This is a genomic window from Bacillota bacterium (assembly GCA_013178045.1).
Classification (GTDB): Bacteria; Bacillota; Ch66; order Ch66; family Ch66; genus Ch66.
Map to the genome: position 1 here is coordinate 18510 of JABLXP010000014.1, position 13418 is coordinate 31927.

General features: G+C 54.6%; 10 protein-coding genes. All 10 read left to right on the plus strand.

Annotated elements, in window-relative coordinates; genetic code table 11:
* The first annotated feature begins 35 nt into the window (after positions 1-35).
* The 10 genes from HPY81_07760 to glmS all read left to right on the plus strand — a co-directional run bounded on the left by HPY81_07760 (position 36) and on the right by glmS (position 12614).
* Entirely contained in the window at positions 36-1556 is a 1521-nt protein-coding gene (locus HPY81_07760; protein ID NPV27321.1) for a 2-isopropylmalate synthase, read from the plus strand.
* 69 nt (positions 1557-1625) lie between these two features.
* Positions 1626-2888 (plus strand): 3-isopropylmalate dehydratase large subunit, encoded by a 1263-nt coding sequence (leuC, locus tag HPY81_07765; GenBank protein ID NPV27322.1) that lies wholly within the window; start codon positions 1626-1628, stop codon positions 2886-2888.
* On the plus strand, positions 2889-3389 hold the full coding sequence (gene leuD / locus HPY81_07770) for a 3-isopropylmalate dehydratase small subunit (GenBank protein NPV27323.1): 501 nt from the start codon (positions 2889-2891) through the stop codon (positions 3387-3389).
* Complete coding sequence (gene leuB / locus HPY81_07775; protein ID NPV27324.1) at positions 3382-4446, plus strand: 3-isopropylmalate dehydrogenase; 1065 nt, start codon at positions 3382-3384, stop codon at positions 4444-4446. The genes leuD and leuB overlap by 8 nt, the downstream gene beginning before the upstream one ends.
* Before the next feature lie 130 nt (positions 4447-4576).
* Positions 4577-5158: a DUF3841 domain-containing protein gene (locus HPY81_07780; GenBank protein ID NPV27325.1), complete on the plus strand. Its 582-nt coding sequence runs from the start codon at positions 4577-4579 to the stop codon at positions 5156-5158.
* A 90-nt stretch (positions 5159-5248) separates the two neighbouring features.
* Positions 5249-6088 (plus strand): TIGR00159 family protein, encoded by an 840-nt coding sequence (locus HPY81_07785; GenBank protein NPV27326.1) that lies wholly within the window; start codon positions 5249-5251, stop codon positions 6086-6088.
* The gene (locus tag HPY81_07790) at positions 6089-7279 is read left to right on the plus strand and encodes a hypothetical protein (GenBank protein ID NPV27327.1); all 1191 of its coding nucleotides are present in this window, start codon (positions 6089-6091) and stop codon (positions 7277-7279) included.
* Positions 7280-7308: 29 nt separating this feature from the next.
* On the plus strand, positions 7309-8985 hold the full coding sequence (locus HPY81_07795) for a hypothetical protein (protein ID NPV27328.1): 1677 nt from the start codon (positions 7309-7311) through the stop codon (positions 8983-8985).
* 49 nt (positions 8986-9034) lie between these two features.
* Positions 9035-10372, plus strand: coding sequence for a phosphoglucosamine mutase (locus HPY81_07800; protein ID NPV27329.1), 1338 nt, complete (start codon positions 9035-9037; stop codon positions 10370-10372).
* 409 nt (positions 10373-10781) lie between these two features.
* A complete protein-coding gene (glmS, locus tag HPY81_07805; protein NPV27330.1) occupies positions 10782-12614 on the plus strand; it encodes a glutamine--fructose-6-phosphate transaminase (isomerizing) in 1833 nt (610 codons plus the stop codon).
* Positions 12615-13418 lie beyond the last annotated feature (804 nt).

Below are 13418 nucleotides of genomic sequence, written 5' to 3' on the forward strand. Positions count from 1 at the left end.
AGCCGCCGTTTACATTTTAAAGGAGGGAAAAGCGAATGCATAATAACCGAGTCTATATATTTGACACCACCCTGCGGGATGGTGAACAGTCACCTGGCGTCAGTTTGAATGCTCAGGAAAAGCTGGAGATTGCTCAGCAACTGGCTAAACTCGGTGTAGACGTGATCGAAGCGGGCTTTCCGATCACTTCTCCAGGCGATTTTGAGGCGTGTCGGCTGATTTCCCGACAGGTCAAGGGGCCGACGATCGCCGCTCTGGCGCGGACGGCCGAGGCTGACATCGACCGGGCTTGGGAGGCGATTAAAGAGGCGGAGAGACCCCGCATTCACACTTTCATTGCCACATCTGACCTGCACTTGAAATACAAGCTGCAGATGTCGCGCGAGCAGGTGTTGGAAGCGGCGGTCGAAGCGGTGAAGCGAGCGAAGCGATACACTCCAGATGTGGAGTTTTCCTGTGAAGATGCTTCCCGCAGCGATCTGGACTACCTCTGCCAGGTCTTAACGGCGGTGATTGAGGCCGGGGCAACCGTCGTCAACATTCCCGACACCGTTGGTTATGCCACCCCAGATGAATTCGGAGATTTTATTGCCCAGATCCGTCGCCAGGTTCCCAATATCGACCAGACGATCGTCAGCGTGCACTGCCACAACGACCTGGGGCTGGCGGTGGCTAATTCACTGGCGGCCATCGTCAATGGAGCGCAGCAGGTAGAGTGCGCGGTGAACGGCATCGGCGAGCGGGCGGGCAATGCCTCTTTGGAAGAAATTGTCATGGCCCTCTACACCCGCCGGTCCTACTATCAGCGGGAATTGGCCATCAATTACAGCGAAATCTACCGGACCAGCCGTCTGGTCAGCCGTCTGACGGGGATGCCAGTGCAGCCGAATAAGGCTGTGGTGGGTAAAAACGCCTTCGCCCACGAATCGGGCATTCATCAGGACGGGGTGTTAAAGGAACGGACGACTTATGAGATCATGAACCCGAAATTGATCGGGATTAACCAGAACGGGATTGTCCTGGGGAAGCACTCGGGCCGCCACGCCCTGCGTGAGCGATTAGAGCAGTTAGGATTTATTCTCGATGATGCTGATTTGAACAAAGCGTTCGCCCGGTTTAAGGCCCTGGCGGATAAGAAGAAAGAGATCACCAGCCAGGACCTGGAGGCTATTATCAAGGAGGAAATCCGGTCTATCCCCGAAAAATACCGGCTTGATTATCTGCATATCTCCAGCGGGACGCGGATTATCCCCACGGCTACTATTGGCCTGTATATAGATAATGAGCTGGTGGAAGAAGCGGCCTGCGGTGATGGGCCGGTCGACGCCGCCTTTAAGGCGATTGATAAAATAACTGACCTGGGAGCGTCGCTGATTGAATACTCGCTCAACGCCATCACTGGTGGTAAGGACGCTTTGGGTGAAGTTACGGTAAGAGTACAGTGTGGTGATAAGATCTACATTGGGCGCGGTGTCAGCACCGATGTGATTGAAGCTAGTGTCAAAGGATACATCAACGCCCTGAACAAGGTAGCCTATGATCGCGCGCAAACCTAGGGGGGCTAGATTAAATTAGGCGGAAGAAAGAAGCGAGAGAGTCAATTTTGCAGGATGGGGGGAAGACAAATGGGAATGACGATCACAGAGAAAATACTGGCTGCCCACGCCGGTAAGGAGCGGGTGGAACCAGGCGAATTGATCAACTGTCGACTGGATGGCGTCCTAGCCAACGACATCACCGCACCGGTGGCGATCAAGGAGTTCGCCAAACTGGAAATCGACGAGGTATTCGACCGCGACAAGATTTTTCTGGTTCCCGACCATTTTTCACCGAACAAGGACATCAAGTCTGCTGAGCAGTGTAAGGAAATGCGGGATTTTGCCCGCCGGCAAGGGATCACCAACTATTTTGAGGTCGGCCGGATGGGGATTGAACACTGCCTGCTTCCCCAGGAGGGGCTGGTCCTCCCCGGGGATGTCATCATCGGGGCTGATTCGCACACCTGTACCTATGGGGCGCTGGGGGCTTTCGCCACCGGCGTCGGTAGTACCGACGTCGCGGCGGGGATGGCCCTGGGAGAAGCCTGGTTTAAGGTGCCGGAGTCGATTAAGTTTGTCTATAACGGTGAGCTTCAGCCGTGGGTGTCAGGCAAAGACCTGATCCTCTACACCATCGGTGACATCGGTGTGGACGGTGCTCTTTACCAGGCGATGGAGTTCACCGGCGAGACCATCGCCAACCTCTCCATGGATGGCCGTTTCACGATGTGTAACATGGCTATTGAGGCCGGCGGTAAGAACGGGATCATTGCCCCTGACCAGATTACCCTGGACTATGTAGCGACCCGGGCCAAGCGGCCTTTTCAGGTGTATCAGAGCGATGCGGACGCGAAGTACGCCCGGGTGATCGAATACGACGTCACCCGGATCGAGCCACAGGTGTCTTTCCCCCATTCACCCGAGAACACCCGGCCGGTCAGTGAGGTGGGAAATGTAGAGATCGACCAGGTGGTAATCGGTTCCTGTACGAACGGCCGGCTGGACGACCTGCGAGTTGCCGCCAAGATTATGCAGGGTAGGAAGGTTCACCCGCACGTCCGAGCTCTCATTTTCCCGGGGACCCAGGAGATCTACAAACAGGCCATTAAAGAAGGCCTGATCGATATCTTCATTGATGCGGGGGCGGTCGTCAGTACCCCAACCTGCGGTCCCTGCCTGGGCGGTTACATGGGTATCCTGGCCGCCGGGGAGCGGGCTGTTTCAACGACCAACCGCAACTTTGTGGGTCGGATGGGCCATCCGGAAAGCGAAGTTTATCTAGCGAGCCCAGCCGTGGCCGCTGCCTCAGCGATTCTGGGCCGGCTGGGCGGACCCGAGGAGGTGGAGTAAATGGAACTGCGTGGTCGAGTCTGGAAATTTGGTGCTGATATCGATACCGATCTAATTATTCCTGCCCGTTATTTGAACACGGCTGATCCCGGCGAACTGGCTAAACACTGTCTGGAAGACCTGGAACCTGACTTTTGTCAGAAGATCGCCCCTGGCGACATCATCGTGGCGGACAAAAACTTCGGCTGCGGGAGTTCCCGGGAGCATGCCCCCATTGCCATCAAGGCTGCTGGGATATCCTGTGTCATCGCGAAGTCGTTTGCCCGCATTTTCTACCGGAATGCGATCAATATCGGCTTGCCAATCTTTGAGTGCCCGGCGGCCGCGGAGGGGCTTCAGCCGGGTGATCAGGTTGAGGTTGATCCGAAGAGCGGTCAGATCAAAAATTTAACCACAGGCAAAACATACCAGGCGGCTCCCTTCCCAGAATTCATGCAGCAGATCATGGACCGGGGTGGACTGATCAATTACGTCAAGGGAAGGGTGAACCGACGTGTATAAGATCGCAGTTTTACCCGGCGACGGGATTGGGGTGGAGATCATCCCTGAGGCTTTGAAGGTGTTGCGGGTAGTGGGACAGAAGTTCGGGCACCAGTGGCAGTTTACGGAAGGGCTGTTTGCGGGAGCAGCGATCGACGTTGTGGGTCAGGCGTTGCCGCCAGAGACGCTGGAGTTGTGCCGCACAAGCGACGCCATTCTCCTGGGCGCTGTTGGCGGCCCCAAGTGGGACAGTTTACCGGCAGCCCAGCGACCGGAATCTGCCGGCCTGCTGCCTTTGAGAAAGCAGCTCGGTCTGTTTGCCAATATTCGGCCGGTGAAGGTTTACCCGGTTCTGGTTGAGGCTTCGACGCTGAAACCTGAAGTCGTGTCCGGCGTGGACCTGGTGGTCTTCCGTGAATTAACCGGGGGTTTGTACTTTGGGGAGAAGCGGCGGGAGAAGACAGCCACCGGCGAAAAGGCGATCGACACCCTGACTTACACGACCGAAGAGATCGAGCGGGTGGCCAGACTGGCCTTTGCCGCCGCCCAGAAACGACGCCGAAAAGTCACGTCGGTTGACAAGGCCAATGTCCTGGAAAGCTCCCGTCTGTGGCGGGAAACGGTTAATCGAATCGCCACGGATTATCCAGACGTTGAGTTAGAGCATCTCTACGTGGATAACTGCGCGATGCAGTTGGTCCGTAATCCTAAACAGTTTGACGTTATTCTTACGGAGAATATGTTTGGAGACATTCTGACCGATCAGGCCTCGATGCTGGCGGGATCCATCGGTTTGCTGCCTTCGGCCAGTCTGGGCGGCCAGGTGGCCCTCTACGAACCGGCCCACGGCTCTGCCCCCGATATCGCCGGTCAGAAAAAAGCAAATCCGCTGGCGACGATCCTTTCCGTGGCCATGATGCTCCGGTATTCATTCAACCTGGAGGCGGAAGCGCGGGCCGTTGAACAAGCCGTGGTGGCGGTGCTGGAAGCCGGTTACCGCACCCCGGACCTTGCCGGGCCCGGTAAGCAAATAGTGAACACGGAGGAGATGGGGACATTGGTGGCGGAACGTATCTAATTCAGTCATAATTCAGTCACTATTTTTTAGAATGAGACAACAGGCCTCAGCGGATCGCGGTGGGCCTGTTTTCATGTGTGCTGCCGCTAAAAACGGTAAAGACTAGATCTACACGACCATTATACCGGAGGTGTCCACCATTAAAGAAAAGTCTATCCATCTCTGGACGGTCCAGCGGCATGAAGCCTGGAAAGTTTTTCAGCGCCTGGGAGTCCTGCGGGGAGACGGCCGGCGGGTTGACCGGTCCTTTCTCCCTGCGTACCACTGGATGATGGAACAAATGAAAAAGCGTCTGCCTGCTTATAAAGGGCGATTCCCGGTGTGGTCATGGTACCAACCGAAACCGGATCTGCGCTGCAAGGGGTTTCTGCCGGCCGGCAGCCGGGGAGTTCGGATTGAATTCGCCAAACCCCGGGAACAGGTGCTACTTTCCGATTTTGGCTCCTGGCACTGTATTTTAGACAATCATTACCTGCCGTTGACGGAGGCTGAGCAGCAGGAGTGGGAAATGCGCCTCCGTGAACGGGGTAGGAACGGCGCAGTCGTTCCACCCGACCTGCAGGAGATGATCACCCGGAGCTGGGAGCGGATCTTTGACCTGGAGGCGATCAACGCTTCAGAAATGATGGGACCAGTAACGGAGATCCAGGCCGTAGTGGAGGAGATCCTTCTCGACGAGGTAATCCGGGTAACGGAGTTCATCGCTCGTTAGCCTTAATTTCTGGCTTGTCTGGTTCAGGTAGAAAAGTTATTATTATAGGTAATAATGTAACTGAAAAATATAATTATTGGAAGCGATACTATGTTTGAAAAACTACAGTTCCTGGTCCCGTTTAGAAATATAAATGTCTTCTCGCTTAATATGCTTTTTGCCATCCTGGACGTGGCCATTGTGGCCTATGTTCTTTATAAGTTCTTTATGCTGATCAAAGGCACCCGGGCGGTCCAGTTGATCAAGGGACTGGTTATCCTGATGGTGTTTTCGACCTTGAGCAACTGGTTGCACCTGCAAACGGTTCACTGGATAATGCAGAAGACGTGGACCATGCTGTTTGTGGCCCTGCCGGTGGTGTTTCAGCCGGAACTGCGCCGGGCGCTCGAACAGTTAGGGCGGGGTAAGTTTTTTGCTCAGTCCATCACTACCCTGGGCGAAGAGGAAATGCAGCAGGTGATTGGTGAGGTGACCCGGGCAGTGCAGGTATTGGCGCGCAATCGTATGGGGGCGCTGATTATCATTGAACGGGAAACGGGCCTGGAGGAACATATTCAGACCGGGGTAAAAATCGACGGGGTGATCTCCGCGGAGTTTTTGGTCAATATATTTATTCCAAAATCGCCTTTGCACGATGGGGCACTGATTATCCGGGGCGACCGGGTGATGGCCGCAGGGTGTTTCCTTCCGCTGACTGATGACCCGGACCTGAGCAAGGAGCTGGGGACCAGACACCGGGCGGCGCTCGGGATAACGGAGATGTCGGATGCGGTGGCGGTGGTGGTGTCCGAGGAAACTGGCGTAGTTTCGATCGCGGAAGAAGGACGGTTAACGCGCTACCTGGATGACAAGACCCTGCGCGACATGCTGACCAAGCTCCTTCGTCCGCGGGTTCAGCACCCCACCTTTCTGTGGAATTGGAGGTCGTAGGTGGTGCCGAAGGATGACCGGTACAATCTAATTTTTAAAATTGTTTCCATTTTGCTGGCGATCTTGATGTACGTGTTTGTGGCCAACGAACGCGGCACTGACCTGGAGCGGATTTTTGATAACATGACCGTGCAGGTGCGAGGCATGGGGTCGGATCTAGTCCTCGTGCAGAAACCAGGTAATGTGCAGGTGTCGCTGCGCGGTCCGGTAGATACGCTTTCCCCGCAGGATATTGGGGTCTACGTTGATCTGAGTGGGGCCAAGCCGGGTGAGCACCTGCTTCCCGTCCAGGTGTCTGTCCCGAACGGGGTAACGGTGCTGAACGTCAAACCCGGTCGGGTCAAGGTGAAGGTGGACAACCGGGACGAAAAACAGGTCCCGGTGCAGGTCAATCTTTTGGGTAGCCCGGCCAGCGGGTTTATTGCCCTTGATCCAGTGCTTAAACCGTCCCAGATCGTGGTCAAGGGTGGGGCGTCGGTTTTACAGAACATCCAGCGGGTCTACGTGAATATCGATCTCCGGGGAACCGACCACAACCTGAGCGAAAATCTCCCGGTGAAACTCCTGGATAAACAGGGTAATGTCATCACTGACCCATCATTATCAGTTATCCCAGCCTCGGTCGATGTCCTGATCCCGGTGGTCAAAGACCTGCCCGCGAAGACAGTCCCCGTCAAGGTGGATGTGCAGGGGACACCGGCCAAAGGATATCAGGTGGGTCAGGTGATTGCCGAGCCGGCGATGGTGAAGATCATGGCCCAGCTGGCCAGCCTGAAGCCAATCGAGTACGTTTTGACTGAACCAATCGATCTGAGCCAGGCGAAAACCAGTGTGGCCAAAGAGGTGCCCGTACGAGTCCCGGCCGGCGTCAACTGGGTTCAACCCACTACTGTGCAAGTCGTGGTGCAGATTGGACCAGGCCAGGGGGAAATGGAGATCGCTGACGTGCCAGTGACCCTGACCAATGTCCCGGGCGAGCTGCAGGCGGTCGCCTCGCCCGCATCCGTAAACCTGCGGGTGGCCGGGCCCGGCGAGGTTATGGCCAGACTAACCCCCAGGGATGTTCGCGCTTACGTGGATCTCAGCGGGTTGGGAAAAGGTACCCACACGGTGGAGGTCAAGGTACAGACCCCGGAAAGAACAACCGTGACCGGTATTACTCCAGCGTCTGTAACCATTACCTTGAATTGATTTAGCGGGGAGGCAACGACCCAAATCCAATGAAAATTAGAATCAGCAACCTGAAACTGCCGGTCGGGCACAATCCAGACGATGTGCTCAAACTGGCGGTGAAGAAAGCAAAACTTCCCCTGAAGGTGGTGGTTGACCACCGTCTGGTCCGGAAATCCATTGACGCCCGGCGTAAACCGGAGATTTATTTTGTTTACACTGTTGATCTCGAAATAACAGAGGCGACCTCTTTGGCTAATAACATCAAACGACACCCGGATATCAAAATAGTGGTCCCCACTCCGCCGCTGACGATTAAGCGTGGGGATACTCCGCTTACGCATCCACCGGTGGTGGTGGGGATGGGACCAGCCGGGCTGTTTGCAGCCCTGGCTCTGGCCGAATGGGGGTACCGGCCGATTGTGTTGGAGCGCGGTCAGGAGGTCAACCGTCGGACCGAGACCGTCGAACGCTTCTGGGCAGACGGGGAATTCGACCCGCAGTCCAATGTGCAGTTTGGCGAAGGCGGGGCGGGGACGTTTTCCGATGGGAAACTGACGACTCGTATCAACGACCCCCGGGTGGAGCAGGTGCTGGAGCGCCTGGTGCAGGCCGGCGCTCCCCCGGAGATCCTCTACCTCCACAAGCCGCACATCGGGACGGACAAGCTCAGGACAGTGGTGCAAAACTTGCGGCAGATGATTATCAAGCGGGGTGGGCGGGTCTTTTTCCGCAGTCAATTAACAGATCTGTATATCGAACAGCAGCGCCTGGTTGGGCTTCAGATTAATGACCGGTACGACCTGGCCACGGATATCATTGTTCTGGCCATCGGCCATAGCGCCCGGGACACCTATCAACTCCTGGCCAGGCGGGGCGTATATCTGGAGGCCAAACCGTTTGCGGTGGGGGTCAGGGTTGAGCATCCCCAGGGTTTGATTGACCAGGCCCAGTTTGGTGAACTGGCCGGCCATCCCGACCTCGGCCCAGCCGACTATCAACTGGTCTACAAGGATGAGACAACTCAGCGCGCCGCTTATACCTTCTGCATGTGCCCCGGCGGTTACGTGGTGGGGGCCGCTTCGGAGATTGGGGGTGTGGTTACCAACGGGATGAGTACTTTTGCCCGTGATTCCGGAGTGGCCAACAGCGCGGTTGTGGTTTCGGTTAGTCCTAACGATTTTCCTAGCCCGGAACCAACTGCCGGGATCGAGTTTCAGCGGGAATGGGAAAGACGGGCCTTTGAACTGGGCGGGCGCAACTGGCATGCCCCAGCACAGCTGGTGGTTGATTTCCTGGCCGATCAGCCCTCGAACTCGGTTAACCTGGGGGCGTACCCCACATATCGACCTGGGGTCACCCCGGCCAACCTGTGGAACTGTTTGCCGAAGTTTGTAGGAGAGACGCTGCGCAACGCTTTGGCCAACTTTGACCGGAAGCTGGCCGGGTTTGGCAGTCCGGCGGCGTGTCTGACTGGGGTGGAGACGCGCACCTCGGCACCTTTGCGCATCACCAGGGACAAGACATTTCAGTCAGTCAACACTAAAGGACTGTATCCGGCCGGTGAAGGAGCCGGTTATGCCGGGGGAATCGTCAGTGCTGCAGTTGATGGCCTGCGCATCGCAGAGGCGATTTACCAGAAGTATGCCTTACCAACTGTAGCAGACCAAGAAAATCCAGTGTTGAGGACACTTATCGAGAGCCAACACGATATTATTGGAATATAATGGTTAATAAGCCGCTAGTGCTGCCGTCAGGAAAGGAGTATTGACGAAAATGGGAGAGTTATTTGGAACCGATGGGGCAAGAGGGGTGGCCAATCAGGAGTTAACCCCGGAACTGGCTTTCCGCTTGGGGCGCGCTGGAGCTTATGTGCTCACCCGTGAAGCAAAACACCCGCGGATTGTGATCGGAAAAGATACCCGTATCTCCGGGGATATGTTAGAGGCGGCCTTGCTGGCCGGGATTTGCTCGGTCGGGGCGGACGCCCTGCGGGTTGGCATCTTACCAACCCCAGGCATTGCCTATTTGACCCGGGCACTGGAAGCTACGGCCGGCGTAGTCATCTCGGCTTCCCATAACCCGGTGGCGGATAATGGGATCAAGTTCTTCGCGGGGACGGGATACAAGCTGGATGACGACCTGGAGACCGAGATCGAGCGCCTGGTACTGGAAGATGATCAAGAAATACCCCGACCGATTGGCGAGGAAATTGGGAGAGTGTACGAAGTTGACGGAGCGGTTAACCGCTACGCGGAGTTTCTCAAGAGTACGGTGGCGATGGACTTAAGCGGGATGACCATCCTGGTTGACTGCGCGAACGGAGCGGCATACGAAACGGCCCCCCAGGTTTTGCGTGAATTGGGGGCGCGGGTGATCGCGATTAATGATCGGCCTAACGGGATTAACATCAATTACCACTGTGGTTCTACTTATCCCAGTACACTGCGGGCGGCGGTCCTTGAGCATAAGCCTGATCTGGGAATATCTTTTGATGGCGATGCCGACCGGGTGATTATGGTTGATGAATACGGTAACATTGTAGATGGAGATTTTATTATGGTGATCTGCGCCCTCCACCTGAGCCGGACCGGTCGACTTCCCGGCAACGCCATTGTGGCGACGGTAATGAGCAACTTGGGTCTACACCTGGCGCTCAAGCAAGAAGGGATTAGGGTCCATGAGACCAGGGTCGGTGACCGGTATGTTCTGGAGGAAATGTTGAAGACCGGGGCGATTCTGGGTGGGGAACAGTCCGGCCACATCATTTTTCTTAAATACAACACCACCGGTGATGGAATTTTGACGGCGCTTCAGTTGTTGTCTGTCCTCAAGGAGACAGGGAAATCCTTGTTCGAGCTGGCCCAGCAGATGCGGCGTCTGCCCCAGGTGTTGGTCAACGTCCGGGTCAAAGACAAGTCGAAGTTAGATACTTCCCCAGTGGTGGCGGCGGCGATCGAACGGGCCAAGCAACGGCTCGGTGACCGGGGACGGGTACTGGTCCGCCCGTCAGGTACGGAGCCATTGGTCCGGGTTATGGCTGAGGGATCCGACGAGGAGGAGTTAAAACAGGTGGTTGACGAGTTGGCGGCGGTGGTTTCGGCCCAGTTGTAAGACTGGGCCTTTTTTACTTGGGGGTAAAATATTAGTGGTATTCAGGTCTAATTTGCCGTATAATGAAAAACGGGTTATTTGTGGAAATATAACTTGAGGGGGGAAGCATAAGCGGGTTGAGGGTTAATAATTTCACATTGGCCACGGCAGCGAAGAATAGAGCGCCAGGACCGGGAAAACGGTTGACGAGGAAGGGGTTAATCGAAAGATTCGGCGGATGCCCCTCGGTGGGTCACCATCGTTAGCAGGGCTACAAAACCACCGAGTAATCGGTGGCACAAAGAGCACTGCCTGTGACGTTTAACGATCAATTTGCTTTTATCAAACCGTGGTCAACCGAGTCGTGGTTTTTTGCTTGTCAAAAAGGAAATTCTATGGGATGGTTAATTTAGACAGGGAGGAACACACCATGTGTGGTATTGTTGGATACATTGGCGATAAGCCAGCGGTGCCCGTGCTCATCGAAGGCTTAAAGAAACTGGAATACCGCGGCTATGATTCCGCGGGCCTGGCGGTGCTGGACGGGGGCGACCTGGTTGTTACCAAGAGCGCGGGGAAAATCAGCATTCTGGAAGAAATATTGTTTGAAGTAAACATGCCCCATAGCCGGATTGGCATCGGCCACACCCGGTGGGCAACTCATGGGCGGCCATCAGATATCAACTCCCATCCTCACACTGATTGTACGGGCAAGTTCGCCGTTGTCCACAATGGAATCATCGAAAACTTCCTGCCGCTCAAAGAATGGCTGCAGGGAGAGGGGCACGTTTTTGTTTCTGAGACTGATACCGAGGTTCTCCCACACCTGATCGAACATTTTTATCAGGGGAACCTTGAACAGGCGATGATGGAAGTGCTTGCGCGGGTTGAAGGCTCTTATGCTGTAGCTGTTTTTAGCGAACACGAACCGAACAAACTTGTGGCGGCCCGGAAGGACAGCCCGCTGGTGGTTGGTTTGAGTCAAGGGGAATATTTTATCGCCTCGGATATCCCGGCGATCCTCAACCATACCCGCCAGACCTACATCTTGAACGATGGCGAAATCGCGGTTCTGACCCGGGACGGTGTTCAGATCTTCAATCAAACTGGGCAGCCGGTCAAAAAGGAAATCTTTGAGGTGAAGTGGGATGCGGTCGCGGCTGAAAAGGGCGGCTATGAACACTTTATGCTCAAGGAGATCCACGAGCAACCTAAAGCCCTGCGGGATACCATGACCGGTCGAATCGCGGTTGATAATAAAAGCGTTATTCTTTCCGAGGTCAGCTTAACACCCGACGCGGTTCGCCAGTTGAAAAAGATCTCCATTGTGGCCTGCGGCACCGCTTATCACGCGGGGATCGTTGGCAAATACGTGATCGAAAAACTGGCCCGGATTCCTGTCGAGGTTGACATCGCCTCTGAGTTCCGCTACCGTAACCCGCTGCTTGACCAGTACACCCTGGTGGTGGCGATCAGTCAATCCGGGGAAACGGCTGATACTCTGGCCGCCCTGCGGGAAGCCAAAGCCAAAGGGGCAAGAGTAGTTGCGGTCACCAATGTGGTGGGAAGCTCTGTTTCCCGCGAAGCAGATGATGTCATCTATACCTGGGCTGGCCCCGAGATCGCAGTCGCTTCGACCAAGGCCTATACCACCCAGTTAGTCGGGATGTACCTCTTGGCCATTTATCTGGCTCAGCATCGGGGAACCTTGAAACCCGAAGAGATTGAACCGATCCTGGTGGCAATGCGGAACCTGCCTCAGCAGGCCCAGGCGATCCTGGACCGGGTGCGAGTGGTCAAGGAACTGACTGAGAAATACGCCCACTGTGACGATACCTTCTTCATCGGCCGTGGTTTAGATTACGCCGTGGCCCTGGAAGGCTCACTGAAACTGAAGGAAATTTCTTATATCCACGCCGAAGCTTACGCAGCCGGGGAACTTAAGCACGGCACCCTGGCTTTGATCGTAGAGGGAATTCCCGTGATTGCTCTAGCGACCCAGGAAGACCTGTACGACAAGATGATGAGCAATGTCAAGGAAGTCAAGGCCCGGGACGCGACGGTTATCGGGATCACCTTCGAAGGGAACCAAGAGATTGCTAAGTCGGTAGATGAAGTGATTTATCTGCCCAAGACCCTGCCCTTACTGGCGCCGATCCTCACTGTCATCCCGCTGCAGTTGCTGGCCTACTACGTAGCTGTCCAGCGTGGCTGCGATGTGGATAAGCCGAGAAACCTGGCCAAATCGGTTACGGTGGAGTAGGGGCGAGTCTATTTATCTATTTATTGTATTTCTCATTTATACCTTTTCCCCATGTGAAAAAAGTGGTTCTGAGTGGGAAGGGATAAGGGAAAAAGATTAAGGATTAAGTCTTTACAGAATAACGAAGGGATAAGTGGTAAGGCCTTGAAAAAGCAAGGTTTACGCCACTTATCCCTTTTTCCTTTTATCCATGAACCTGTCCTTTTGGAACAACTTTTTTCACAAAAATTAGAGTAGTATTTGGGAAATTATAGGAGAAATATTACTGCTTCACGGAAAAACTTTATTACCTCCCATAAAATCCATTTATGCGGGGTGGAGGGGAGGGGAAGGGTTTTTTAATTAACACCGTAAACTTCAATACAAATGAAGACTTCACAAGTTCTAAGAAGTTTGCGAAAATAATTTCAACAAATAAATAAATCAAACTGGAGGCCTGAATGAAACTGAGTGTGTATTAGGCGGGCTTAATCATACTTGCTCTTCTACTGTAAATTATTACGTTGTTTCTTGTCTACATGACGATAACCGATTACAAACCGAAAGACATTATATCCCTGACTGTCGAAAACAACCAGAACAGAATAATAGGGAAGGGTCTGCCCTTATCCCTCTTAACCTTTAATATCGGTTACTGTGGTCTGTCGGTTGAATGCAGATGGGGATTTCCAGCCGGACCAATTGATCGAGCTGATCCAGGCGAGCATACTGGACATGCTCCAATCTGTCCATGGGGTGATGAGTTTTCATAACCAGCTTTGTTCCCGCCGACACGCTTTCCTTGAATGGAAATTCGTTGAAATC